Below are 26,474 nucleotides of genomic sequence, written 5' to 3' on the forward strand. Positions count from 1 at the left end.
TGGTACTATCACGATCCAGACTGCGAGTTTTCACTTCCCAGTATCAACCAAGGATACACCACTGTATGCTCAGAACTGCTGGCCTCTAAAACGCAATTGAAATTCAGCTGGTACTGCTACCTTAAATTTATCCGTTTATAGCCGAGCAAGTGTTCATTTTTCTCAAGCCATTTGTGTTCTTGTTTGAAATCGCCATAAACTCGCTGAAGCAAGTTCCAAAACTTATCGCTGTGATCGTGTATTTTTAGATGTGCCAGCTCATGTGCAACGACATAAGCCCCCACGCGCTTTGGTGCATAAACTAATCGCCAGTCCAGTGAAACACAGCCTGCAAGGGTGCAGCTACCCCAGCGCTTACTCATTGCTTTGACACGCACCGAGGTTGCTGTGATACCCAATAGCTCACTGTACTTTCTGACCAGCTTTGCTGTTTCTGTGCTAAATCTGTCTTTCAAAAAGTCGTGTATTGCGATTTCTATTTTGTCGTCATGCTCCTCACTGGTGGCGTAGTTTGGATGGCTCACATACAAACCGTTCTTATAGCTCACTACCGGGCTTTGCACATCGGCTAGTTGTGTGTGCAGCTTTGCTAAACGCCCCCAATACGGCAATTTTGCGCCTGTTCGGAATCTGGCAACTTTGTGAGTTTTCTCATACAAGTCTTGCAGCGCTGCATAGTTTTCTATAATCCACTTATGCTTCTTTTTGAGCGCCAGCTGCACATCAGCAAGGGTTGCCTGCTCAGGTGCTGTGACCTGAAATTCATCCATTGTCATTTGCAGCTTTAACTTATTCGCTTGTGCGCTTTTCACCAAGCGATAAGGAATGTGCCTGCGGCCAATTACGATTTCATTGGCGCTGGTTTGCTCACTCATGCTGGCTCCGCGCAAAGTGCTTGATGGCAATTTGCTCAATTTCTATAGGAAGCTGTTTGAGTTGTTTGCAACCAAGTTGGTGTGCTGCACTTCGTACTCGCTGCCTAAGCTCCTTTCTAAGCCCTTCTTTTGTGTGCCATAGCTTCGGTGCTAAGTCTATGTCTGAATAAAGCTGTTCGGCTGTTTCTGCAAGCTGTCGTTGGGTGTTTGCATCAACATCATCACCCTCTATAGCTTCAATTACTTTCAAAAGCGCATGACCTTCTAAGCTCATGCCTGTGCCCTCGTATGCTTTGCCCTCTTCGTCTAACTGCTTGGCATACTCTTGTGCGGCCTTTAACTTCTCACCCCAGCTTAGTTGCTGGTCGTCCATGCGCTCAATCAGCTCTCTCAGCTTCTCACTGAACTTGGCGTACTGGTGTTGATTCTCTGCGAGCTTGGCTTCGGTGATTTTGCGAAGCTCTGTGGTTTTCTTCAATGCTGCTGCGCGCTTGTCGCCTTCGCTCTCATCATCAGTATCTTCAAATTCTTCCCAAAACTCGCCATCAATCACACTGCGCAACTTCACAATGGTGGATAGCCCTGTAACGTGCAAATGCTCTTCTAGCATCTGGCGTATCTTTTCGCTGTACTCCGCTTGCTCAAAGCTTTCTTTTTTCTCGAACACTTGCTTGCCAAATAGCAGGAAGTTAGCGAACCATTTTAGATCGTAACTCATTGGGATAACGCAAGGGTCTGGTGCAAGTGCTTCGTATAACGTGACAAAGTTGCGCACTTTACGCTGGAACAATATCCATTCATCTTCTGTGCCGATGGCTTTAATCAGTGCATCATATTCTGAGCGTACGTCTTTGCCTGTGCGCTTAATGCCTTTCACATACACCAGCAATTCACGTTGTGCCGCTTCCAGCTCGCTGCGCAAACCGTCCAAGTCACGCATAGCGTTTTGCACGTCTTCTGCTCTGTAGCTTGCTAGCGCCTCGTCTAAGTGTTTGCTCACGCCAATGTAATCGACAATAAGGCCTTGTTTCTTTTTCGCGTCAGCCACGCGATTTGTGCGCGCTATGGCTTGCAGTAAGGTGTGCTCTTTTAATGGTTTGTCTAAATACATCACCGCTTCTGACGGTGCATCAAAGCCCGTTAGCAGTTTGTCGCACACAATCAGAATTTGTGGGTTTTCATGTCGTATCTTAAAGCGTCTTTTCAGCTCATCTTCGGCAGTGTCATCCACATACCAAGTCACCAGCTTTTCACGCACTTCATTTTTGTGTTGGTTTTCGCTGGGCTTATCATCTTCTTGTGATTTACTGTACACACAGGCTGTCGCTTCTTGCGACAAACGCAATGCATCTTCTTTGCTCATACCCTGTCGTTCGTACTCTGATGCAATCAGCTTATCGAGTGCTTGCTTGTAAAGCACAACCGCTTCTCTGTCGTAGGCTACCAACTGTGCTTTGAACCCATCTGGCTTTGCGTACTCTTTGAAGTGTGTCCATAAATCAAACGCTATCAGCTCAATGCGTTTTGGGTGTCGCACCAAGTCCGCTAATCGAACGCCACGCTTTTTAATTTGCGCCAGCTGCTCATCACTTAGTTCGGCAAACCAGGTATCAAACAAGCTATCAATTTTGGTTTCGTCAATTTGCCATTCGGTTTTGCGGCTGGTGTAGCGAATGGGCACAGTGGCATTGTCGCGCACCGCATCATCGATGCCGTACTTGTCCAAGTAACCCTCGCCCACCACACCAAAGTTTTCATAGGTGTTCTTATCGTTCTTTTTGACGGGTGTGCCTGTAAAGCCAAAGAAAGTGGCATTTGGCAGTGTGGCGCGCAAGGCTGCGCCTAAGTCTTTTTCTTGCGTTCTGTGGCACTCATCTACCATTACAATCCAGTTTTCGCTATTCGCAATGGCTTTGGTGCTGCCCTCAAACTTAAAGATGGTGCTTAGCAGTGTTTGCCCATCTACGCCTGTGCCCATTAGTTCACGCAGTTGTTTGATGCTTTTGATGGGTGTGGGGTTTGGTAGGCCTGTATTTTCAAAGGTATTGGAAATCTGCGTGTCTAAATCTTTGCGGTCAGTAAGAATAAGTAAGTTAGGGTTGGCAAGCGCTGAGCTTTGCCCTTTTTCAATTTTGACCGTTCTATGATGCTTTAGCTTGAGCGCAGCAAACACCATTGTCAGTGATTTACCACTGCCTTGTGTATGCCAGATAAGTCCACGCTTATGCTTACCCTCTGCTACACGCTCCACCATCTTATTCACTGCACGAAACTGCTGATAGCGTGCAATTTTCTTAATTACTTTGCCATCTTCGCGCTCAAACACCACAAAGTGCGCCAGAATATCCAGCACGCGACTGGGCTCTAACAGTGACCACAGCCCTTTGTGCAACTCATTATCAAAGTTATCTTCACGTGGATGCGGGTCACGCCAGTAACCGTAAAACTTAGCTTTTGAGCCTGTTGCCCCATAAAGCACGGTTGTGCCATCGGTTACGATGTTATACAGGTTGGTGAAAAACAAACGTGGAATATCACGCTCATATTGCTTTAACTGGTCAAAGGCTTCACCGTTTTTATCTTTGTGATTGATGGGTGATTTTGCTTCGATAACGACAAGCGGCAAGCCGTTCACATACAACACAACATCAGGTATGCGGCTTTTTTCGGCTTTCACATAAAGCTGCTGCGTGACGGCAAGCTGGTTGTTGCTGGGGTTTTGAAAATCGATAACTTGCAGGGTTTTCTGCGTAGCTTGCCCCTCAACATTGCGTGCAAAGTCGCCACGCATTATCTCAATCCATTCTTCGTTGTCTTCTTTTCGCGCCAGCTCAGCCGCTGCGGCTATCGCATCTTGTTCAGAAATGCCGTTTAGTCGCTGTAAGGCAGCTACGAGGTGTGGACGGAAAATCACTTGGTTATCAGCGCCACGCAGCGCTGCATGCGCTTCTTTAGCTACAAATTCATAGCCAAGCGTTTGCAGGTATTCCAATGCAGGCTTCTCAGCAAAATGCCATTCCGTGCCACGTCCTTTCATCATACTGTCCTTACTTTTCCTGTTAGCAGATCGTCCATTAGGCCTTTTTTGAGCTTTGCAAAGCTGCTCAGCCTTACCTCATGTTGGAAGCAAAAGTCTTCCAAAGCCATCAAAGCATTTGCTATCTCTTCTTGCTGTTTGATTGGTGGTAACAAAACTGGCAAACGGCCTATAATTTGCGTATTCAGATTAAGCATCGTTGCACCCACTGCATTGGCATGCAACCAGTCGATAGCCTTATGATTAGTAAAAAGAAATCGAAGGAAATGCGTGTTAACCAATTCTTTTTTTGGGCGTAATCTTAAACAACCAGTACCGCAGATCGATTCTTTTGCACCGTAGTAGATCGCAACTTTAGATAAGTCACCACGCCTTGCGAAAAGAACATCACCCATTTCCAAAGCGTGTTTAGCCAAATCAGTAGCTTTGTCAGCAGTGATAATAGAAGCACTTTCGAAGTCAATTTGCCCGTTTTTTATATTTTTAGGCATTATGACTCTGCAAGCACCTTGCTCCTCAACTTCAATATGCTCGTTTGCTTTTAACTGGCTTCCAAACGGCCCCGTTTGCAGCCCTTTCACTTCTGCCAAATCTTTAGCCGTTAAACTTTGCCACCCCTCAGGTACTTCACCACGCTCAATGGCTTCACTACCCAAGCCGCCTGTTAGCAACTCTTCCATCAAGCCTTGCTTGACGCGCTCCGCTTGCTCAATTAAACGCTGTGTGGCTTGTATGCTTTCGTCCACGCTGCTGAGCACTTCGGCAATGCGCTTTTGCTCGGTGAGTGGGGGAACAAGGAATTTAGTTGAAAGATAGTCTTTGTAAGCTAAATTTCTGATTCCGGTTGTCGCTTTTTGCAACTGAACCGTATCCCCATTTTCATAAAAGTGGTCCAGCATGTAGTAGGTGTAATGACTTCTGACTTGAGCTTCATCCACGCGCAGTAGTTGAAAAAAATTCGAAAAACTATAAGCACCTTCCGCATCAAAGTAACGAATCCTACCAACAGGTTGAGCTGCGCTGCCACCTGACCTTTCTAATAAAAGGTCACCTTTTTCTAGCTTTTTTTGTTCAATCTTTTTATTCGGAAAACTTCTCAACGCCGCTGTTTCATAACGTATGCCGCCTTTAGTGAAGTTTGTTGCCCGCAAAACTAGAATATCAGTATCTTCCACGCCAGCTTCTTTCCCCCAAAAGCCCGGCGTAGAAACCGATAGCAACTGCTCTAATTCTTTCTCGCTCCACCCTTCAGGCACTTCACTCAACATAACCCAGCTCCTTTAAGTGCTGCATCATGCACTTCTCCGCTTCGTCACGCGCTTCGGTTAATTCCAGCAAGCGTTGCACTTCTATAGCCACATCAATTTGTTCTGCGGCTTCTCCTAAGTTGACGTAGCGGGTGATGTTCAGGTTGTAGTCGTTAGCAGCAATGTCGCTTGTTGCGACAAGTGCGCTCAAGCGCTCTTCATCCGCAAAGGCCAAGTAAGCTTTGCTCAATGTCGCAATATGTCCATCACGCAAGTAGTTCTGTGCACGTCCCTCTTCAAACTGCTCTGCGCCATTCACAATCATCACTTTGTTTTTCAAGTGCTCTGGCTTTGATTTATTGAGCAGCAAAATAGCAGCTGGGATGCCTGCTCCGTAGAAAAGGTTAGGTGCAAGCCCAATCACTCCCTCTACAATGTCAGCATCAATCATTGCTTGTCGTATCTTGCCCTCTGAGCCTGCACGAAACAGCACGCCATGCGGTACAACCACTGCCAGCTTGCCGTTTTGGTTTAAGCTTGCGAGCATGTGCTGCACAAAAGCTAAATCACCATAACTTGCTGGTGGGCAGCCGTAGATGTCACGCCCGTATGCATCACCGTTTTTCCATTGCGTGTGCCCCCACTCTTTTAGCGAGAACGGTGGATTGGCAATCACACGGTCAAAACTGCGCAGCGCTTTGGCATCGTCATTCACTAAGTGCTTAGGCTCTCTGAGCGTGTCGCCACGTCTTACATCTGCATCGTCAATGTCGTGCAAAAATAAGTTCATCTGGCAAATAGCCCAAGTGTTCAAGTTGCGCTCTTGTCCATACAAGCTTAGTGAACGCGGGTTCTTGCCATGCCGCTCAACGGAGCGATACGCTTCTAGCAGCATACCGCCACTGCCGCAGGTTGGATCGTAAACGCTCATGCCCTCGTCTATTTCCAAGCACTCCACCATCAAGCGTACAACTTCTTTGGGCGTATAGAACTCACCGCCTTTCTTGCCGCCATCATCAGCAAATTGCTTGATGAGGTATTCATAAGCGTTGCCTAATACGTCTGCTTCTACATTGCTATTTCGCAGATCGTACTTTTCGAAGTGCTGCAATAAACGCTCTAACACAGAATCACTGAAGCGTTCTTTGTTATTAAAGTCCACACTCTGGAAGATTCCACGCAGTTTGAAGTTGGCATCTTCCACCGCCTGAAACGCTGCGTTTAGGTGCTCACCAATGTTGGTGGTATGTTGGCGTACGTCTGACCAGCGCTGTTCCTCTGGTAAATCAAAACGGTGTTCATCTGCATCAGCTGCCAGCTCTTTATTGCCATATTCAGCCAGCTTTTCTTCGTACTCTTCTTGCCACACGTCACTTAGGCGTTTGAAAAACAACAAGCCAAATATGTAGCTTTTGTACTCGCCGCTATCAATGCTGCCACGCAGTATGTTCGCTGCACCCCATAGATGCTGCTCTAATTCGTTCAGTGTTACTGCCATTCCCGTAATCCTTTCGGTAAAGTTGCTAAAAGGCATTTTATCTTAGCTAGGTTAATCTTTCTAAAAGGGTATTTCTACAGAGTAACCGGCCGTTATGAGCTTATCATCCCTGAACTTTTATTCTTTGGAGCGATAGAATAGGCAAGAATTGAGGCCGTTGATGTTGCCTCGAAGCCGACCGTCCGTTGTGTGCCAGGAGCGGACCTTTAAGCCCAGTTCAGTTACACAGTTCACTGCGTCTGCTGCAACTGATTGTTAAGCTGGGCATCTGATATGGTTTAAAGCTAATCGCCTCAGGTTCTTTTTGTTACTGCCCCTGCCTCAATTGTTTAATTCCATGCAGAAGAGGCACCAACAAATGAACAAGCTTTGCTCATAAGGGGCGAAAAGCTGAAAATCGCAATTATGATTGCTACAACAACACTTACCGTTAACGAGAGTGGAATTTTATCACGCCAGAACGTAAAATTTTTCTCTCTATCAACCCATTCAATTTGATGTTCCCAAAAAAATTTGTAGTGTGCATACCAGTTACTGAATAAGATTTGCTTGTTAATACAGTTACCATACAACCGTTGTTCTAATTCAGAAAGCTCCTCTTGATAGGAAGTACAATCTGCAGACTCATCCAAGACTTTCACTCTAAGATACAAAGCCTTGATATCATTATAGAGCTTCGTCAATTCCGTCCCAACTGACGCATAGTCTTGCTTTTGATGATTATAAAAATTGATGTATAACCCCACGACGCCTAAAATGATAAATATTGCAGAAGTGAATTCAGTAGAAAGACCATCAACAACTAACGCAAAAATACCAAAAGCCATAGCAGTAAAGCTAATCAATCCAGGTACCTTTTCGACAATGTCATAGGTGGCAAAGTGCTTTTTGGCACCAAACCCTACGTCATAGCCTTTATCTGCAATGCTTTTTAAAAGATCACCTTTATTCATAATCCCTCACAAAATTGGTACTTCGATTTCATCACGAGCAACGACTCGATTACCCAACAACACGTAGCATTCAACGAGATGATTACCTTTAAAATCAGATTTTTCTTTTCTACGATTATTAGAGAGATTGCTATCCATGATTTCACCACGAATACAATCCCTACTCCTAGCTTCAGCACCTCGATTTAATACCTTCCACCTCACTTCATAAGGCTCAGCCACGTCGCAGGATTTAATTTTGAATATCAACTTTTTATTACTACTGATACCGTAGCCTCTAGCCAACAACTGTCTCAACGAGTTACGGGTATTGTCAGCACGATAGACATCGCAGTCGATTTCCAACTGATAGTCGATGTGCAATGAGTAGAGGTCCTCTACAAACTGTTCTGTGTTTCTCCATGTCTTGGCAGCTTTACCCACTAGCGCTTCTGTGGTGATTTCTGGAGCAGTAGGAAAGTCCCTTCCAAACACTTTTTTCCAACGACCGTAAGCTTTGTTTTCAGTGCCCGCTTGAATAGCTTTAACACAAAGGTTGTAAGCTTTTTTTGCCTTGGGTTGGAACTTCTTTTTCACATTCACATTTTGATTGCTTCCTAACGCCTTATAGTGATCTTGATCGGGTTGATCCTTCAAGTACGCAAAAAAATCTCTACACAGCTCATCATATGAGGTGAAGCTTTTATTATCATAATTACTAGTTGATTTAAGAAAGTTATAAGCTAATGTATCAACGAGCAGTCCACCCATAACCACGCCATGCCTATTTTTCCAAGCCCTAGTCATCTTACATAAGCGACGCAAATTCCTATTCTTTTGCTTATCAAACTCTGTCATCGCCGCCATTTCTTCACAAGGCTTAGTTTTTTTCCAGCTACCACCATCATAGGTGTATGGAAAGGTGTAGCTTCCGTCATCGTTCTCAAATACGGGCTGAACCTCTACATCGAAGTCAGCGTAACTAACCTTCACAATAAGCTGGTCTACCTTAACCTTGGTTGTTCGATATCTAGCTTTAATTGCATCCCTAGCGTCACTGAGTAATTTTGACTGTTTTCCATCCTTATAGTGATCCCATTTTGACTTTGGCATGATATACATCATATCAAGGTCTGAAACACTCTTGATCGCAGTCCAACGTCCATACGACCCTACTCTCAATGAGTTTGCAGTTTTGGAGTCGGTATCACGAAAGCACTTGTTTAGTGCGGATGAAATTTCACCATAACGAAGGCTGATTGTGTCGGCGCTATCGACTTTTATATTATCCAAAAAATCACTAAACATATCTGATATTGGCATTCAGCTTATTTCCTATATTTTGGTGGGAATAGATCATTTTCATGGATTGCTTAACGCCCGGATCTGGCGCTGCATGGAGCGCAGCGTAATGCTGTCCTTAGCAGCCGCTTGTTAGCTGATTACCAGCCCCGCTCCACAATTGGATGCAAAGCAGTTTTTCATGACATTGCCGTTACCAAACTTTGTTTCTTTAGCATTAAACTCTAATCCTGAATTAGCAACAATATTTGTGACTTCAACGGCAGTAACTGGAAGCTCTATAGGCCACTCTCTGACTCTGGCGTCAGGATAACGCTTCTCAGCCTCGTCTACATTATTCAATTCAAAAAATTCAATCTGAACCAGATCGCCGTTTGGATATCTTATTTTTAACTTTTTAGCTGACGGCGGACACTCAATATCCTCTTCACCCCCTACGTTATACCATTCGTTATTTTTTATGTAGGCACGAGGCTCATTGCTAGTGGAAAGCATGTGAAGGTTTAATAGTAAGTAGTGATTTTCATCTCGTTCAAACCAAATAATTGGCTGTTCTCTAAATTTGAAAATCACGGGGGTCTCATAGTAAAAGTTACCACCCACTACAGCTAAAAGACGGTTTCTCATCCAATTAAATTTACCGCTCACTTGCCGCCAATTGTTTTTACCAGATTGCTTTAACTTATGAAGCTGCTCCACAGAAAACGCTCCATGATCTGCTTGTATATGGTGCATGCGGCATAAAGCAATCATTCCTTCAGGATTATGGTGATTCGTTACATGCCAAGGAGGATCAAAATGATGCCATTCTAAATATGGTAATCCGCAACCCGACACAGGGCATCCAAATCCAATTTCTTCTCTTAGTGTTCTCTTCACTTCTGTTGGGGGATTTCGATTCATTCTGACTCTCCCTTATTCACTTAACGCCTGGCTCACTGGGAAAGTGCAAGCGTAGCGAGTATTTTCTCTGGTGGAGCTACTTGTTAGGTGATGATTCATCATCATAGCTCCTTATTTCTTCCCATTCTTTCTCGGTCAAATTGTCAGACCTCTCTTTCATTTCCTTGAGTATTTGATCCGTGTCATTTTCGCCCAAGAGATCCTCAATATCCATATTAGTATCGATTTCATATTCTTTTGGAACTGGAATTTCCTGTAATAATTCTTTGCATTTCGAGATCAGCTTTTCGACTCTCTCTCGATCTCTTATCTTTCCAGCCCGGTTCCCATCAAGACGGTCTCCGGCATAGATCAGATATTGTTCAAGCATATGATAGAGGTTTCTTTCTCTTCGCTTGTACTTGTCACGTATTGACCTTTTAAGGTCTTTAACCATTGGTTGTTCCTTTGGTGATCTAACATTTATATATTGTGCGTGCGCACTTCGGAACTCATTTAATTGATAGTTCTCGGTTCTTAACTTACTGATTAAGCAAGTACTCCTGACTTGAAAAGTTACGAGCTAGCAAAGGCAATTTGAGCATACTCAATTACACTCTACCGAGCGCAAAAAATCTAACTTTAATTTTTCGTTATGTCATTGACAGTAAACGACTTAAATACACAAGACAATGACAAAACGCGCAATATTTCCGAAGTGACCGTGCCACTTATGGTTTGCGTCATCGACACTTACTAATAGTGGGACGGTTAGTCATTAGTTGAAGTAGGCCGAACGTTAGAAGGTCCGCTGCTCGCTCATAGCAGACGTGCGATTTTCATTAATTGCACACATTTGACCTGTGAACCTAGGTCCATTCTAATCTATGGAAGCGAGATATTTAGTAATTCAGTGGTTATACAGTATTAGAAATTGATACTTTTGAAGATAAAGCATGCTAGGTTGCTGTTTGGTTTGTTTTGGTACAGTTTAGTTTGGCTTACACCGCTCCAGATATGGGTTGCCTCTCGAGACAAAAACTTCAACGCGGTTGGGAATACAATGACTCACGAAGGAATAGAACTTGAAATATCATTAGAAAACTACCTAGATTGTGAATGGACACATACGACTCTTGAAGGACAACGATATTGCTATGACTCTTTATCGCGCAGCCTTCGTGACGCTTATAATGAGACGGCGTCAGAGGGAGCAAAAAAAACACTGTCCGTTCTAAGGAGTCTGGCTGAATTGGCGTTTACTCCAGAGAAGATGAGCGAACCTTTTGAGACTATGTGGCATAGACAACAAAGAGATACACGCTTTCTACTCCCCAAAGATCTCGGTCCAAACACTCTGGCCACCCTAGAAGACATTTTGCCTCACATTGATGATCCTTTACTAAAAGCGCGAGTGGCGGATACCCTTTGGTTAGGTGGGCGAAACACTAAACACGCTTCGGCTGCGATAGAGGAGTATATTGCCTTACCTGATCTCTCTTCATTTTCCGAATACACACTTAAAGTGAATGTTACAAGAGCTATTATGCTCGCCCAAATGCTCAAACTTAAAGATAAAGTCAGCATGATAGCAGAAGAGATGCTGGGACTAATTCAACGGCATTGGACGGAAGAGCCCGATGCGGTATTTATTCTTGGTCATGCACTTCACTCAACCGGTGCCGATCGACAAGGATTAACGAATGATATGCTCGTTGAGCTACAGTCTAGCATTGAACAAACGGCTCATAAGCTGGTTGAAGATGGGAGTCACTATCTCGCCCAAAGAGTATTCAATCTGGCATCTGAAAAGGCTGACATATTGGGTGACAGTGATAATAGCATTCGCCTTAAAGCTTTTGAGGGCCGGTGTTTTTTTGACATGGCTGAGCAGAGCCTAGACGGACGAGCATTCGAGGCGCATTTTAATGCAGCAAAAGCGCTTGCAACCTTGCGAGAGATCCCAAATGCTCAACGTGATAAACACTGTGTTAATAAATTGATTACAGAGCTACACCACAAGTTTCCGAAATACGGTCGCTTGGCCAATGAGTCGATGACCGAGATCAGTGGGGAGTCGGTCGACGTATCCCCCGTACGTGCCGAGTCTGAGAGGAAAGTCTCTGGAAAGCAAATCCCTGAAGTAGCCGTTAGTCATTTAGCTTATTGTTGTGAGCCAAACCTAATGTCACAAGCGATTGAGGCTCAGAAGTTGTCCCAAAGGAGTTTTATTGCTGATCTTGTTGCTAACGCTATTCATTTTGACAGAGAGGGCTTCGCTATAGCGCAAAGCAGTTCATCAAATATGCTGGCATTTCAAGCATTTCAAGGTACTTCCCAGTATATGATGATGGGCAGTGTGTTGCCGGCAATCGATAGGATTAATGTAGAGCATAATATTGATACTGATATGTTTGAAGCGCTATGCAGAACCTCACCAATTGTTCCTACAAACCAACGTCGCTTGGTTGCTAATGGTTTATTTTTAGGCTGGTGTAGAGAGCTAGCACAAGCGGTATATATACTAGCGCCACTTTTGGAAAACATTATTCGCAGAATGCTTACAGAGGCTAACGCGTTGACTGTCACCTATGACAGCAATGGCGTGGCATCCCAACTTGGCTTGGGAGCTCTTCTGAAACAAGAAGAATGCAAAACAGTTTTGGGTAGTGAGTTGACTGAAGAGCTTAAGGCTATTTTTACCGAGCCCTCTGCGTATAACTTCCGAAATAAGGTGGCCCATGGCCTTCTATGTGAAAAGGAGTGTCAGAACTTCATGGGGCTTCATGCCTGGTGGATAATACTGCGAATGCTAGTAGATAGCGTTCGAGGAAAGTTACCGGTCAACTGCGATGCAGAAGTAAATTAAATTTACCTAGAATTTTTTTGGGAGTGGTGTTACTCCTTGCTCGTCCCTTTTCTATAGCTTGAATGCCAATCATTGCTACTCACTATTGGCTCAGAACTGAAGGTCTGCTGTGAGCGATGAGCGGACTGATTACGGCCCAAGTAGCAGCCCCACAATCGCTCAAGTTGAAGCCTTTAATCTAATTGCTAACTAATGTCTACTCGTTAGAGAGTTTAGTTAAACGTTCTGGGACAAAATATGCTCGGTGTTGATATAGCCAAGAAGGCAATAATGCATGCGCTAGTGCCTCATTACGCAACCGCTGACTGATATTTTGGTCAGTCACAAATTTGCGCTCATCAAAGTTATAGCGGCCGGTCCTATCCTCTCCAGGAGTTAAAATCACCACCCCTTCAGGTGTCATCCATGCGTAGTTATTACCAAATTGCATCATCGCACGATTAGCCGGTGGCACGGTATCATTAGAAATATCTTGACCTATCGCAGGCGTCCAGGCAGAAATACCTGCAAGCGATATAACCGTGGGCATTAAGTCAATCTGACTGATAATTTCATTAATCTCTTTGGGTTGAATAGATCCCCCCAGAATAAGTCCTGGAATACGGAACTTTTGGATGGGAACTAACTCGTTTCCATAGACGCGCGTATCGTGATCAGCAACAATCAAAAAAATCGTATCTTCCCAGTAATTACTCGTCTTTGCTTTGTTGATAAACTTACCCAGCGCAAAGTCAGCGTATTTGACAGCGTTTTCTACCGAGTTTTTTGGCGTAGAATAGAGCTCCACTTTATCGTCCGGAAACTCGAAGGGTTCGTGGTTTGACGAAGTAAATACCAAGCTAAAAAAAGGCGTATTCTTTTTAGCTAGTTTCTCAAACCTTTTATGAGCAGTGTTAAACAGATCCTCATCGCTCGCTCCCCAGCTACCGACAAACTTGGGGTTATCAATGTCACTCTGTCCAAGAATAGACTGGAAACCATTACTTGCGAAAAAACTCCCCATGTTGTCGAAGTGGGTTTCACCACCATAAAGAAACTCAGTGAAATATCCCTCCCGCGACAACAGATCAGCAGCGGTATAAAAATTTTGCTGAGACAATGAAAGTTTCACCGTACTCCTTCCCGGAGTGGGTAAGAAGCTGGAAATAACCGCCTCAATACCACGAACTGACCGAGTGCCTGTTGCGTAAAGCTGCTGAAACCACCACCCTTCCTTCCTAAGTTGCTGTAGGTTTGGCGTGACATTGATACCACCGAGATCTTCAACAAAAGTCGCGCCTAAGCTTTCCTCCAAAATAATGACGATATTTTTGGGTTTGTCGAAGCTCCGGGAGGCTTTATTAAAGTGCACTGTGGGGTACTCCTCAGATGGAAATGCCTTGTCTGCCAGGTGTGGCTGGGCTCGAACTGTGTTAAGAATTTCCTCTAAGCTGGCATCTCCATAGATTCGTGAGGCATTTTCCTCGTGCCGCATACTGTAAATTGCGTACTCTAGCGAATAGGCCGAACTGATAACTAAACTATTCACCAAAGCATCCGATGTAACGGCAAAAAATGCGGGGTTCGCAGGGCGATGTGCTAAGGTTGAACGCACGCCGGCAAAAACAAGCACCATCAAAAGCGGCCAAACAATAAGCGCCCTGCCAGTGTATTGATTATGACCATAAGTTGCCTGGTTTAGTCGCTTAGCAAGCTTAATTAGTCCGTACAGGCAAGTACTCAACACTACCGCGGTCAAAAGCAACCAGATTTTAAATCCTCCCCAAAGGGTACTTAGCACTTCCTTGGGGTACTCTAAATACTCAATAAACAGACGGTTAGGCCGTAAATCGTATTGCATAACAAAAGCAGGCGTTGAGACCTCCATAAACGTGATATAGGTGATAGCAATAATCAACCAAATGCTTTGAACTTTTTGCCAAGCTCTTGCACCCCAACGATTTAAAAATAATGGCGCGAATAGCAAAAGAGGTAATGTTAGATAACCCATTTGAACGATGTCTGCTCTGAGGCCCATCAACATCAGGTAACTGAGGTTTCCTGCCTCAGTTACGCGATCAAACTGCCATATAAATAATAGTAAGCGACTAATACTTAGGATAATTAAGCCGAGCGAAAAACCCGCTATAAGCGTCCGGTATTGGAATAGCGACGACTTCAGTTCTCTTAGTAAAGGTGTATTGCTCATTAGTAGCCCAACTCAGTTCTGATAATAAACGCAATACTAAAAAACAAACCTTAAGCTGAACTTAATATTGACTGCTTACTATGCAGTTTTTCATTCCTAACGAGGTGACTATGAAACCAGGAAAAACTGGCATAGCCCGAATAATCGACGCAACACAGTATTCCATGAAAGGGCTTAGAGCGGCGTGGCGTTTTGAAGGGGCCTTTCGACAAGAGGTACTTTTATTGTTGGTGTTGCTGCCAGTTTTAGTGATAGCAGAGCTTGAGCTTTCAGAGCGGTTGCTACTGCTTATGTCATTGCTTGGTTTACTTATTACAGAGCTACTAAACTCCGCCATTGAAGCGGTTGTCGACCGGATTGGCTCCGACTATCACGAGCTCAGCGGTCGAGCAAAAGACATCGCCTCAGCTGCAGTATTCATTGCTATCTGTCAGTTCATCATCGTTTGGGTAGCTGTGTTATGGCCGCTTTAGAGTCCATGACGGTTTGGAGGCGTTGGACACGTGTTTTGGTGGTTTTTGTGGCTTTATTACTGGTCGTAGAATTTTTAGAGCTTAAGTTTTTAGTGGCCAATACGTTATACCAGCTCGAAGGAGGACAGTGGTCTTTACGGCACCATTTTATCACTGAAACGATTCTTCATGACGGTATACGGAAGCTTAATCTCGCATTTGTAGTGTTTGTCCTATTCCTAACCGTGACTCAGTTCTTACCAACCAAAAGGGACAGCAAGCGGCGCCGGTATGTATTGTTACTCTTATCGGTTTTGTTGTCTTTTGGTTTAGTGAATTACCTCAAGGCGATGCTTGGTATGGACTGTCCCTGGGACTTGCAGTTATACGGAGGAGCCAAACCATATATCAGCTTATGGTCGTTCAACGACACGCATTTTGGGTCGGGTCGGTGCTTTCCTTCGGGACATTCAAGTATTGGCTTTGCCTGGATTGCTCTGTACTTTTTCTGGCGTAAAAGCAGACCTTTTCTTGCGAGAGCTTCGCTGACTCTCTCACTCTCTTGCGGCTTTGTACTTGGAGGTGTTCAACAGCTGCGGGGTGCGCACTTCTTTATTGATGACATAACAACAGCATTCATCTGTTGGAGCGTTTCTTTATTTATCTTTCATATAGGTGAGCAATATGCAGCGACTGACGCTTAATTTTCCAGCTTTATTAATACTCGTTGCGGCTTGGCTTGCTCTTGCATATTCGGGTCCTCTTTTGAGTGCGTTGAATGAATACGGGGTTCATGGGTTCACGCAAGTCAAACTAATGGTGTTCATTGCTTTTTTCTATACTATTGCGCTCGCCATCAGCCGATGCGTTAATGCTTTCAAGCCATTCGCAATATTGTTGTTTGTTCTCGCTACTCCTGCACTTTTTTACATGTCGGAATATGGCATTATCATTGATGCAGATATGATAATTAATGCCATTGAGACCGATACGGCTGAGGCTCGTGACCAACTTTCGTGGAGTTTTTTTGAAACCTTTATAACACTTGGTGTTATCCCTTCGTTATTGCTCACGTATATAAAACTCCCGTCTTCCAGTGCGGCAACAAAAATAAAACAAGGCATCGCAGCGGCGACTTGCTTTTCAATATTAGCGATCGGTATCGCTTACACCAGTTATGACGACTTCGCTTCTTTATTTCGCAACCATCGAGATGTGAAGTACAGAGTCGCTCCTTTCAACGTCATATCAGCAACCGTCTCGGCTTTGAAACGAAAATTAGAGACCCCAACTCAATTTATAAGATTAGGGCAAGATGCCTTTCAGGTAAGTACGTCTGAAAAACCGAGAGTCATGGTAATCGTTTTGGGTGAGACAGCGCGTGCGGACCACTTTTCAATCAATAACTATGCTCGGCTGACAACGCCTTCACTGAATGCGCTCATGACATCAGAGCCAATATTCAGCTATAAAAGAGCTACATCGTGTGGAACGGCAACTGCTATTTCAGTGCCGTGCATGTTCAGTTTTTTAACAGCTGATAATTACTCGGATGTTGCTAGAAACTCGAGTAATGTATTAGATGTTTTAGAAACTGCTGGTATTAATGCAACATGGATAGAAAATAACTCTGGCTGCAAAGATGTCTGTAATCGAATTAAAACCGTCAAAATGAGCGAATCCCGATGTGAGGAGTTGGAATGCTATGATGTAGATATGCTAGAACAACTCAAATCTTGGTTAAGCAATTTGCATCAGGACTCAATTATTGTGCTTCATCAAATGGGAAGTCACGGGCCTGCCTATTACGAACGGTCGCCTAACGAAATGAAACGGTTTTTACCCGAATGTAAAAGCCAAGAGCTGTCGAGTTGTTCTGTGGATGAAATTACTAATGCATATGACAACAGTCTGCTCGTAACCGATGAACTTGTAAGTCAGGTAATAAAGCTATTGAAAAGCCATACTGAGCTCGACAGCAGTATGATGTATGTATCTGACCACGGTGAATCACTAGGGGATAACGGTATCTATCTGCATGGCTTGCCTAACTGGATAGCTCCAGAAGAACAGCGTCACATACCCTGGATAGTATGGCCGTCCGACGAATTTAATGTAAGTAAACACGAAACGGGCGCTACTATCAGTCATGATAATTTTTCGCATACGATCCTGGGCTACTTTAATGTTGAAGCCTCTGTTTACAACGAACACCTTGACTTAACTAAACCTGATGGACGGTACGCACATGCGTTTGCTACTCCTAGAAGATGATAAGCATTTGGCTGAGGGAATAATCAAGGGTCTAGGCCGAATGGGATACCTGGTTGAGCTAGCGGCAAACTTGTCTGAAGCTGAGAGCGCCCTTAGGACAGATAAATTTGACCTTGCAATATTTGATCTCGGACTGCCCGATGGAAATGCCGTACCACTGATTAAAAAGTTAAGGAAAGCAGGCCAAGAAATCCCGATTCTCGTACTTACAGCGTGGGATGATATTGATACTAAAGTACTGGCATTAAACGAAGGCGCCAACGACTATGTGGTTAAGCCTTTTGAATTACGCGAATTAGAAGCGCGTATTCGAGTGCAGGTTCGCAAAGCAAACCAACACTTAAACGATATTATAACCTGTGGGCAACTGAATATTGACCTTTCATCACAGGAATGCCGTTTTCGTGACAAAATGATTAATTTAACTCGGCTTGAGTGGTTGTTACTGAAACAGTTAGCGCTACACAAAGGAAAAATAGTGAGTAAAGAGCAATTAGCGAATGCATGCTATGGCTGGGGAGGCGAACATGAGAGTAATTCGCTGGAAGTACACATTCACCATTTACGCAAGAAAATCGATGGCAATCTTATCTCAACGATAAGAGGCCTAGGTTATCGCTTACAAGATGCGTCATCATGAGCCTGTGGTCACTTCGTCGCTCATTGGTTGTTGGCATCAACTTAGCCGTGGTTACTGTACTTGCCGTCACGGCTTGGGCGAGTTACAGAGATATTCTGCATGAGCTGGATGAGGTTTTTGATGCACAACTTGCTCAGACCGCAAAGTCGCTCGCAACGTTTTATGCGCCCGCTAAAAATAAACTGTCTGTCACTCAAGTAATTCCGATATCGCAATATGATGATACCGGAGAGGATAGCTCCACTGAAGAAAAAGGTCCCAGCGGCCATAAATACGAGTCTAAGATTGGCTATCAAATTTACAATGTCGACGGTAATTTGCTGGCTTCAACAAACCAGACTCAACCACTAAACCTTAAAGGTTTACAGGCGGGTTACCATACATTAAAGGGTGACAATATCACCTGGTTTACCTTTAGCTACTTCGAGGAATCTAAAAATATATGGGTTCATACTTTTCAGCGTCAGGATGTCAGAGGTGAACTAAGTGGCTACTTAGCCTCAGAGCAACTATACCCACTATTATTAATGTGGGTTCCAATTAGTCTAATAATACTCCTCATCGTTTATATCGTCCTGAAACCCGTAAACCGTTTTGCTGCTGACCTAAGAGCTATGGAGTTTAATAATTTATCGCCAGTTGAGTCAGAGCTACCTAATGAGTTGGCTCCGATCCGGCAAGCATTAAATCGATTATTGCATCAACTGAAGATGTTTTCGGAACGCGAAAAACGGTTTATCGCTGATGCCTCCCATGAACTGCGCACCCCGCTAAGTGCAATCCAGGTACATGCTGAGAACGTTATTTCCGCTGATTCACTTGAGGACGCGAAGCAATCAGGCAAGTCCATTTTTCAGTCCGTCGAGCGAATGTCACAGCTCGTTAATCAGCTGTTGTGGTTGAACCGGCTTGATAGCTTAAACAGTAATGACAAGTTTGAGGAAGCTAAAATTAGTAAGTTGGTCTCCTTAGCGCTAAATAACTTACCAATCAATAAAGTGGAGAAGCACCAATGGCACATTGATGTTTCCTCTATACGAATAATTTGTGACGAAACTCTTATCGTTAGTGCTTTAACCAACCTGTTGTCCAATGCAATGAAATTTTCGCCGAAAAATTCGAAAATACAGGTGGTCGCGACCGCGACTGCTAACAGAGTCATTATCAAGGTTACTGATGAAGGCAAGGGCGTCCCTGCAGAAATACTTGAGCGGTTGGGGGAGCGCTTCTATCGACTTCAACATCATAGTGCTGTAGCGGGCTCTGGTTTAGGTCTGTCGATTACACAAAAGATAGTGCAGCTGCACCATGGAAAAATTTCATTCAACAACTCATATCCCACGGGGCTTGAAGTGCACATAGAGCTACCTAAGTGAAAACTTGGGAATTGGTCGTATATTACTGTTGGTGCTTCTAACAATTAATCTCATGAGGTGCTAACGTCCGCTGTTGGCACTAAACGGACAAACACGATTGGTAGCTTTCTTATTTTTTAGACTCAAAACTTGGTCCAATTTCTGCTAGTAGCGTTTTTAGGGTAAAGGTCAAAATAACCCGGTTCGGAAATTCAATTAAAAATTTTTGTCACGGATTTGTCACGCATGTGTCACGGGCTGTTTTTTGAGGAATTTGAGCGGTTTTGAGCAAAGGTCATTAGCGTTTTGAGGGTGACTTCAACTCAACGACAGGAAAGCAATAGAAATCGTAAGGGGTGGTGCGCTGAAAGCCTTTAATGGCGCGCCCGGCAGGATTCGAACCTGCGGCCTCTGCCTCCGGAGGGCAGCGCTCTATCCAGCTGAGCTACGGGCGCATTCACTAATTTTTGACCTTTACCTTCAAACCCATTTTGCCGTCCGACCTTTACCTCCGGAGGGCAGCGCTCTATCCAGCTGAGCTACGGGTGCACGTGCTTTGGAAAGCGAGGGCATTATAGGGATTAGCCCCCGCTATGTCCAGAGTTTGCGCCGCTATTGCTTGTCCAGTTTCAGGTTATGAAAGTCAAAGCTAAAATCGGTAAAGTCAGCTACAGCTTCCATGGTTGCCGCTTCTACTTGATTGCTCCGACTCACATCGAACTCGACAAAAGCATCGGCTTCTAACAAGGGTTCATCCCAGCGCACAATAAAGGTATTGCCGTTGTAGTGCTCCAGCGAACCTTTCAGCATATCGGTATGGGTAAAGTCTATACGCAGAGCCTCACCCTTCTCAGAAATAACGACATCGCCATACCAGGCATCTTTATAAGTTCCCGAGTATGCAGATAGCGCCAACGCAGGCTGCGGATCATCACCGGCTTCGACCTTAAAATCGGCCTTTTTCTGAATGAACTCATGATACTTCTTACTTTCCTTTGCGACCCAGTCCTGGTCCGGCACATCCAGAACTACTTCCAGAGACTCTTGCACTATTGCGGTCAACGCGCCAAACGCCTGCTGATTACTCATAACAGTAATGGCGAATTCTTCCTCAGGAATAACGGTGGTAAAGGACAACATTCCCAGAATACCGCCACTGTGAGACACATGCTTAACGCCGTAGTAATCCTTAACAAACCAGCCAAGACCATAGCCACGAAAATATGTGCCCTGCTCTGCTGCGTCAGCCGACACCGGCAATGGCGTGGTCAGCTGCCACATATCATGCAGCGACTCTTCCTTAAATAAGCGTTTGTCGGTCGGTGTTTCGCCTTCATTCAGCAGAGTCAGCAACCAGCGACTCATATCATCAACACTCGCTGCCGTTGCGCCAGCGGCAGAAAAGTCCTCTAAAAAGTCGAGCGGGAACCGATGCAATTCGCCATCCATTTCAATAGTACCTACCGCCACATTGTCGTAACTAGCGTCAATACGAGAAAAGCCAATGGTGCTTTCGTCCATTTGCATGGGTTCAAACAGCGTTTGCTCAACGTACTGGTGATACGGCATACCCGATACTTCACTAATGACTTCGCCCGCAGTGACAAACATTAAGTTGTTGTAGTCAAAACGCTCACGAAAACCGTGTTCAATAGGCACATTCGCTAACCCGGCAATGACTTCGTCGGTGGTTTTGTCGGTGTTCGGCCAAATCATCAGATCGCCTGCGCCTAACCCGAGGCCAGAGCGGTGGCTCAGTAAATCACGAATGGTCAGCTCCCGAGTTATATAAGGGTTAGCCAGTTTAAAACCCGGCAAGTGCTCAATGACTTTATCGTCCCAGTCCACTTTCCCCTGCTCAACCAGAGTTGCCATAGCCGCAGCAGTGAAAGCTTTGGTATGAGAAGCTATGCCGAACAAGGTTGTTGGAGTAACTGGCTCTTGTGACTCAACATCGCGTACGCCAAAACCTTCCGCTAAAACCACTTCTCCGTCTTTTACGGCAACAACCGCCAGGCCCGGAATGTTAAAAGCATCCAGAGACTGTTCGGCGGTTTGACGAATTTTTTGCTCCAGTGAAACGCCCTCTTTCTGCTCAACCTTTGCACTGTCAGAGCACGCCAATAACGCACCAGCAGCTGCGCTAACACACAAGATTTTAGATAGTGTTTTCATGATGGTATGACCTTTTCCTTGTTTTCTCTCAGACTACCACAACCTGTTTCGTTTTTACCGATATCAACTATAGCGGAAACTGAGTTAAGTTTTTATTGACACCAAAATGCGAATCGTTATCATTGGCGTCAAATTATTTAAATGATAAGGATTCTCATGTTTAAGAAGTCTCTTGCCCTTGCAATCCTCGCCGCAATTTCTGGTTCTGCGCTTGCACAACAGGCAGAAGTGGATGAAACCATCGAAATTAAAGCAACCCGTACCAGTATTCCACAAAGCGCTATTCCCGCTACCGTTTCGGTTATTGAGGGTGAAGAGTTGCGCCAGCAATTAAGTGTGGCCGAGTCCTTGTCAGATATTCTTGGAAACCTGATTCCCGCCTATTCCCCGTCTCGCCAAAAGCTAACAAGCTCAGGCGAAACCTTAAGAGGCCGTCAGCCGCTTTACCTAATTGATGGCGTACCTCAATCCAACCCGCTGCGTAACGGTTCGCGTGCCGCCTACACCATCGATCCTTTCATGATTGAGCGTGTCGAGGTTATTCACGGTGCCAGTGCTATCCAGGGTATGGGCGCTAGCGGTGGTATCATCAACATCGTCACAAAAAAAGCCGAAGAAGGAACCAGCCACGAGGTTAACGCTGGCTTTAGCGCGCCGGATTCTGAAGTTTCAGAAGGCTTAAGCTACCAGGCTGGATACCTTCTGCGCCATGGCAGCGGCAAATGGGACATTGTTTTCGGTGCTCAGTACCGTGACACCGGCATGTACGTTGATGGCAAAGGTCAGCTCATTGGTGTTGACGTTGCACAAGGCGACACCATGGACTCGAAAAGCTACGACTTATTCACAAAAGTCGGCTACGACATTGATAGCGAACAACGCCTTGAGTTTATGCTCAACCGCTTTGATATGGCGGGTAACGGCGACTATTACTCAGTAAACGGCGATCGCTCGGCGAATGTACCGACCTTATCACTCGAAGGTCAGTATCCTGGCGATGCTCCTGAAAACGAAGTTACCACTTCAAGTCTGACATACAGCAACAGCGACTTTTTAATGGCTGACGTAAACTGGCAGCTGTTTTTCCAGGACTTTTCCGCACTTTACGGTGGCGGTACCTATGCAACGTTTCAGGATCCTGCATACGGCGACGAAATTTTTGACCAGTCACGCAACGACTCGCGTAAGTATGGTTCGCGCTTAACATTAAACTGGAACAACGTTCAGCAGTCTCCCGTATCCGTTAGCGCCGGGCTGGACTTCTTAGCCGATGAGACGTTCCAGGAGTTGGCTCAAACAGGCCGTAAATGGGTACCTGAGACTGAGTTTGTAAACTGGGCTCCGTATGCGCAATTGCGCTATCAGGCAAACGGTCTGACTTTAAGCGGCGGTTTACGCTACGAATACGGAAAATTAAAAGCTGATGACTTCACCACTTTGGCGTCTTACGGGTCTGTCTTCGTTGAAGGCGGTGAACCAAGCTTTAACGAGTTACTGGGTAATTTGGGCGCTGTTTATGCGCTGAACGACGAATGGCGTGTCTTCGCAAGTTATTCTGAAGGCTTCAGCATGCCCGACGTTGGCCGTGTGTTGCGCGGGATTTCAACACCTGACTTAAGCGTTAGTAGCTTCCTGGATCTACAACCGGTTATCGCTGACAACGAGGAAGTGGGTATTGAGTATCAGGATAATGCATGGAATGCCTCACTGAGCTATTTCCGTTCAAGCTCTGACCTGGGGGCTCGCCTACAAGCCGGTGCTGACGGTTTTTACAGTGTTCAGCGTGAAAAGACTGAAATTGACGGTATTGAGTTTAGTGCCGAGTATGCGCTATCCAATGACACCGCTCTAGGACTGAACTACGCTGACACCAATGGCGAGTACGACAGCAATGATGACGGCTCGGTCGACACTAAACTAGGAGGCCGTAACATTGCACCGAAGCGTGCCAACCTGTTCTGGTCACAGCAGTGGACAGGCATGATGAGCAGCCGGGTACAATGGAATAAGCTGTTCGATCGCGACATTTACAGCGGTGAAGGCGCCATCAACAACTTCGACGGCTACAACACCGTTGATGCCACCTTATTGGTTGAGACTCGCGATATGGGTCAGTTCTCGCTGGGTATTGAGAACTTATTCGATAAATACTACTTCACCTATTACGCGCAAACGGTCGGCGGAGATAACCGTAACTTCACGGGTCGCGGACGCACCATTAGCTTTACCTGGAATTACCAATGGTAAGCCATGTCGCTTAAGCGCAAGCTGCCGACATTAACGCAATGGCACCGATGGCTGGGCTTAACGCTCAGCCTTTGGCTTTTATTGATGGCAGTAAGTGGTTCGCTGCTGCTCTACAAAAATGACCTGCTGCAGCTTTTTTATCCACAGCTCAATTTAGCACAGCCCGTTGAAACGAAAGACGCTGCCGCTGCTCTAGACCAGTTCGGCAACGGCTACGCCCTCATGCCCACCGCTGACCGCCCTTGGCTTGAAGTGGTTAATGCGGACAAAACACACTTTTACTATGACGCCAGCGGCAACCTGCTGCTTGAACGAAAATATCTAGGGGATCTCACCAGTTGGCTTGTTGAACTGCACCATCATTTAGCACTCAACGAACTGGGTAAGGACATTCTGGGAATTCTCGGCCTCTTAAGCTTAGTTCTTATCGGCACAGGCTTAACCCGCTGGTGGCCACGTAGAGGCAGCTTCCGGCGCGCTTTGTCTGTAAGGTTTTTTAATCCGTTCACTAAGCGCGGTAGCCAGACCTTATGGCAATTGCATCGGTTCATCGGTGCTGTACTTTTCGTTCCTGTCGCTATCGTACTAATCACCGGTACCGCCATCATGTACGCCGCTCCGGTAAAATCAGTGCTAATTTTCCTACTCCCGTTCACTCAGTCAATTGAAACGTCGGTACCGCCTTCTATAACTGCTGATAGCTGGCAACAACGGCTTGAGCTCGCAAAACAAGCTCTCCCAACGGCGGAGGCTCGCTTGCTTTATCTGGAAGATCCACGAATTAGAGCTAAGCACGCAAACGAATGGCATCCGAACGGCCGCAACTATATTGAGTTCTCTGAAACCGGAGAGGTTAGTCAGGTTATTGATGAGCGAGAAACCGCTCTCGGTAATCAAGTTTCGAATATGATTTACCCGACTCACGTAGCCTCGGTTGGCGGAGCTTTTTATTTGTTCATCGTGCTTTTATCGGGTTTGGCCTTAATCGCTTTGCCTGTCAGTGGGTTATGGTTTTATATTAAACGCAGACAACTCAAGAAACCTTGATTCCAGAAAAACACTCTGCCGGTAAAACAGGTCATGAGTGGGTTGCCCGCACTGTGATTACTGCGCATAAGCCGCGCGAATTTCCTCAACCTTCTTATCAATAGCTTCACGGCTTAACCACTGCCCGCGCACCATAACCCCTTGGTTCTCACGCAAGGTGTCTGGATTCTCCAGAGGGTTATCCTTTAACAGAATAAAGTCAGCACGGTGCCCGGCAGCAACTCGCCCAAAGGTGTCCTGCTCAGAAAAGTAGTCTCCTGCCGCTACCGTGGCGGAACGCAGAATATCAGCCATAGGTATACCCGCTTCTGACATCAGACGTATTTCGTGGTGTACCGAATAACCCGGAACACTGAATAACTGTGGCGCGTCGGTTCCAAAAATAATTTCCGCGCCGCCTTCGTGCAGAGCGTGTAATAGCTTTTGACGATTTTCCTGCTGCACTTGTGCCTGTTCCTGATTGAAGTAACTGCTGGGGTTATTGTAGTAGTTTAGCCAGCCTTCCCGAACGGCCGTTGGTACCAACTGAATTTCCGGGTAGTCTTTCAGCTTGTTGGGATCAGCCGCACCGATCAGGGTTTTCCATAAGGCCTGGGTGGGTACTACCGCAACGTCGTGCTCCAGTGTCATAGCCACCAGCAAATCAAGTTCGTCCTGCGTTATTTCTCTGTTCATGGCATCAACGTAAGCCAGGTAACCATCCAGGTGATCAATGGTTCTCTGGCCTGCTTCCATGGCTCGTTTTAATCCGACCTCTGCCGGCACATGTCCGGCAAAGTCCATGTCCGCCTGTCGAGCCGTGCTTGCCATGGCCTCATATTCTTCAAGGGTTAACCCCGGATGCACTTTGAGTAAATCCCACCCTTCATCGCGTTGTGCAATAACCCGCTCCGTAACCTGTTCAACCGACTCTATGGTATTGCCACTGAAGCTGGGCCCGGCCAAATATAACGTTGGACCCAGGCGCTTACCCGATTCAATGTCTGATTTCAGCTGCAGCTGGTGCGGATAACCCAACATGCCACGCACTGTTGTTACGCCATTGGCAATGTACAAAAACAACATGTCGTCAGCGTAGCGTTTAGGGAAGTCACCAAAGTCTGTTGCCGGCGGCACATGGCCGTGCATTTCTGCCATGCCCGGTAAAACGTATTGCCCCTCAGCATCAATTATTTGCGTGTTGTCATCAAAAGCCGGAGCTTCAGCATTGGAGAACACACCGCTAATATAGCCGTTATTCACCACCAGTGTTTGTTGATCAATGACATTGGGCTCGCCTTTAAGCCAGTCAACAAGGGTGACGTTCTTAATGACGTAGTCTGCGCTGCGAGTCTCATTACTCTGAGGTTCGGCGTTGTTACAAGCCGATAAAAATAAGGCCGCAACCGCTGCGGCCAGAAGGTGAGTCAATTTCATGTTGGTTGCCTCCGGCGTAAAATCTGCCTTTAGCCTAG

The 26,474-nt window shown here is 45.6% G+C and carries 19 protein-coding genes and 1 tRNA gene; 8 read left to right on the forward strand and 12 right to left on the reverse strand.

Translation table 11 applies throughout. The annotated features are described in order from the left end of the window. Positions 1-116 precede the first annotated feature (116 nt). From ACP7FG_RS05815 to ACP7FG_RS05850, 8 genes are all read right to left on the reverse strand, one after another. Positions 117-875 carry a M48 family metallopeptidase gene (locus ACP7FG_RS05815; protein WP_439225825.1) on the reverse strand — a complete coding sequence of 253 codons (759 nt, stop codon included), beginning with the start codon at positions 873-875 and terminating at the stop codon, positions 117-119. Further along, positions 868-3,915: a type I restriction endonuclease subunit R gene (locus ACP7FG_RS05820; protein ID WP_439225827.1), complete on the reverse strand. Its 3,048-nt coding sequence runs from the start codon at positions 3,913-3,915 to the stop codon at positions 868-870. The genes ACP7FG_RS05815 and ACP7FG_RS05820 overlap by 8 nt, the downstream gene beginning before the upstream one ends. Further along, positions 3,912-5,180, reverse strand: coding sequence for a restriction endonuclease subunit S (locus ACP7FG_RS05825; RefSeq protein ID WP_439225828.1), 1,269 nt, complete (start codon positions 5,178-5,180; stop codon positions 3,912-3,914). The genes ACP7FG_RS05820 and ACP7FG_RS05825 overlap by 4 nt, the downstream gene beginning before the upstream one ends. Next, on the reverse strand, positions 5,170-6,657 hold the full coding sequence (locus ACP7FG_RS05830) for a type I restriction-modification system subunit M (RefSeq protein ID WP_439225829.1): 1,488 nt from the start codon (positions 6,655-6,657) through the stop codon (positions 5,170-5,172). The genes ACP7FG_RS05825 and ACP7FG_RS05830 overlap by 11 nt, the downstream gene beginning before the upstream one ends. 329 nt (positions 6,658-6,986) lie before the next feature. Beyond that, complete coding sequence (locus tag ACP7FG_RS05835; RefSeq protein WP_439225830.1) at positions 6,987-7,610, reverse strand: SLATT domain-containing protein; 624 nt, start codon at positions 7,608-7,610, stop codon at positions 6,987-6,989. 6 nt (positions 7,611-7,616) lie between these two features. Further along, positions 7,617-8,912, reverse strand: coding sequence for an SMODS domain-containing nucleotidyltransferase (locus tag ACP7FG_RS05840; protein WP_439225831.1), 1,296 nt, complete (start codon positions 8,910-8,912; stop codon positions 7,617-7,619). Between the two features lie 111 nt (positions 8,913-9,023). Further along, complete coding sequence (locus ACP7FG_RS05845; protein WP_439225832.1) at positions 9,024-9,794, reverse strand: HNH endonuclease; 771 nt, start codon at positions 9,792-9,794, stop codon at positions 9,024-9,026. Positions 9,795-9,870: 76 nt separating this feature from the next. Then, on the reverse strand, positions 9,871-10,230 hold the full coding sequence (locus tag ACP7FG_RS05850) for a hypothetical protein (protein WP_439225833.1): 360 nt from the start codon (positions 10,228-10,230) through the stop codon (positions 9,871-9,873). 606 nt (positions 10,231-10,836) lie between these two features. On the opposite strand from ACP7FG_RS05850, the gene ACP7FG_RS05855 reads away from it, so the two are divergent. Next, a complete protein-coding gene (locus ACP7FG_RS05855; RefSeq protein WP_439225834.1) occupies positions 10,837-12,642 on the forward strand; it encodes a DUF4209 domain-containing protein in 1,806 nt (601 codons plus the stop codon). A gap of 196 nt (positions 12,643-12,838) precedes the next feature. Here the strand turns inward: ACP7FG_RS05855 and ACP7FG_RS05860 are convergent, their stop codons facing one another. Continuing rightward, complete coding sequence (locus ACP7FG_RS05860) at positions 12,839-14,830, reverse strand: LTA synthase family protein (RefSeq protein WP_439225835.1); 1,992 nt, start codon at positions 14,828-14,830, stop codon at positions 12,839-12,841. Between the two features lie 110 nt (positions 14,831-14,940). Between ACP7FG_RS05860 and ACP7FG_RS05865 the strand changes: the two genes are divergently transcribed. From ACP7FG_RS05865 to ACP7FG_RS05885, 5 genes are read left to right on the forward strand one after another with little or no spacing between them, the layout of a single operon-like run. Then, positions 14,941-15,303, forward strand: a complete 363-nt coding sequence (locus ACP7FG_RS05865) for a diacylglycerol kinase (protein WP_290569052.1) — start codon at positions 14,941-14,943, stop codon at positions 15,301-15,303. Further along, complete coding sequence (locus tag ACP7FG_RS05870; protein WP_290569054.1) at positions 15,291-15,986, forward strand: phosphatase PAP2 family protein; 696 nt, start codon at positions 15,291-15,293, stop codon at positions 15,984-15,986. Before ACP7FG_RS05865 ends, ACP7FG_RS05870 begins: the two co-directional genes overlap by 13 nt. Continuing rightward, positions 15,967-17,556, forward strand: coding sequence for a phosphoethanolamine transferase (locus tag ACP7FG_RS05875; RefSeq protein ID WP_417663839.1), 1,590 nt, complete (start codon positions 15,967-15,969; stop codon positions 17,554-17,556). The genes ACP7FG_RS05870 and ACP7FG_RS05875 overlap by 20 nt, the downstream gene beginning before the upstream one ends. Then, positions 17,531-18,196 carry a response regulator gene (locus ACP7FG_RS05880; protein WP_034732388.1) on the forward strand — a complete coding sequence of 222 codons (666 nt, stop codon included), beginning with the start codon at positions 17,531-17,533 and terminating at the stop codon, positions 18,194-18,196. The genes ACP7FG_RS05875 and ACP7FG_RS05880 overlap by 26 nt, the downstream gene beginning before the upstream one ends. Beyond that, the gene (locus tag ACP7FG_RS05885) at positions 18,193-19,572 is read left to right on the forward strand and encodes an ATP-binding protein (protein WP_439225836.1); all 1,380 of its coding nucleotides are present in this window, start codon (positions 18,193-18,195) and stop codon (positions 19,570-19,572) included. Before ACP7FG_RS05880 ends, ACP7FG_RS05885 begins: the two co-directional genes overlap by 4 nt. Before the next feature lie 357 nt (positions 19,573-19,929). Here ACP7FG_RS05885 and ACP7FG_RS05890 read toward each other — a convergent pair. Continuing rightward, positions 19,930-20,006: transfer RNA gene (locus ACP7FG_RS05890), tRNA-Arg, on the reverse strand. Between the two features lie 157 nt (positions 20,007-20,163). Then, positions 20,164-21,726 carry a serine hydrolase gene (locus tag ACP7FG_RS05895; protein ID WP_439225837.1) on the reverse strand — a complete coding sequence of 521 codons (1,563 nt, stop codon included), beginning with the start codon at positions 21,724-21,726 and terminating at the stop codon, positions 20,164-20,166. A 156-nt stretch (positions 21,727-21,882) separates the two neighbouring features. Between ACP7FG_RS05895 and ACP7FG_RS05900 the strand changes: the two genes are divergently transcribed. Together ACP7FG_RS05900 and ACP7FG_RS05905 are read left to right on the forward strand one after the other, a co-directional pair. Beyond that, positions 21,883-23,973, forward strand: coding sequence for a TonB-dependent receptor (locus ACP7FG_RS05900; protein ID WP_439225838.1), 2,091 nt, complete (start codon positions 21,883-21,885; stop codon positions 23,971-23,973). A gap of 3 nt (positions 23,974-23,976) precedes the next feature. Further along, a complete protein-coding gene (locus ACP7FG_RS05905; protein WP_439225839.1) occupies positions 23,977-25,020 on the forward strand; it encodes a PepSY-associated TM helix domain-containing protein in 1,044 nt (347 codons plus the stop codon). A 57-nt stretch (positions 25,021-25,077) separates the two neighbouring features. Here ACP7FG_RS05905 and ACP7FG_RS05910 read toward each other — a convergent pair whose 3' ends face one another. Beyond that, entirely contained in the window at positions 25,078-26,436 is a 1,359-nt protein-coding gene (locus ACP7FG_RS05910; RefSeq protein WP_439225840.1) for an amidohydrolase family protein, read from the reverse strand. Positions 26,437-26,474 lie beyond the last annotated feature (38 nt).

Source organism: Idiomarina sp. ST10R2A5 (assembly GCF_051842325.1).
In the GTDB taxonomy this organism is placed as follows: domain Bacteria; phylum Pseudomonadota; class Gammaproteobacteria; order Enterobacterales; family Alteromonadaceae; genus Idiomarina; species Idiomarina abyssalis.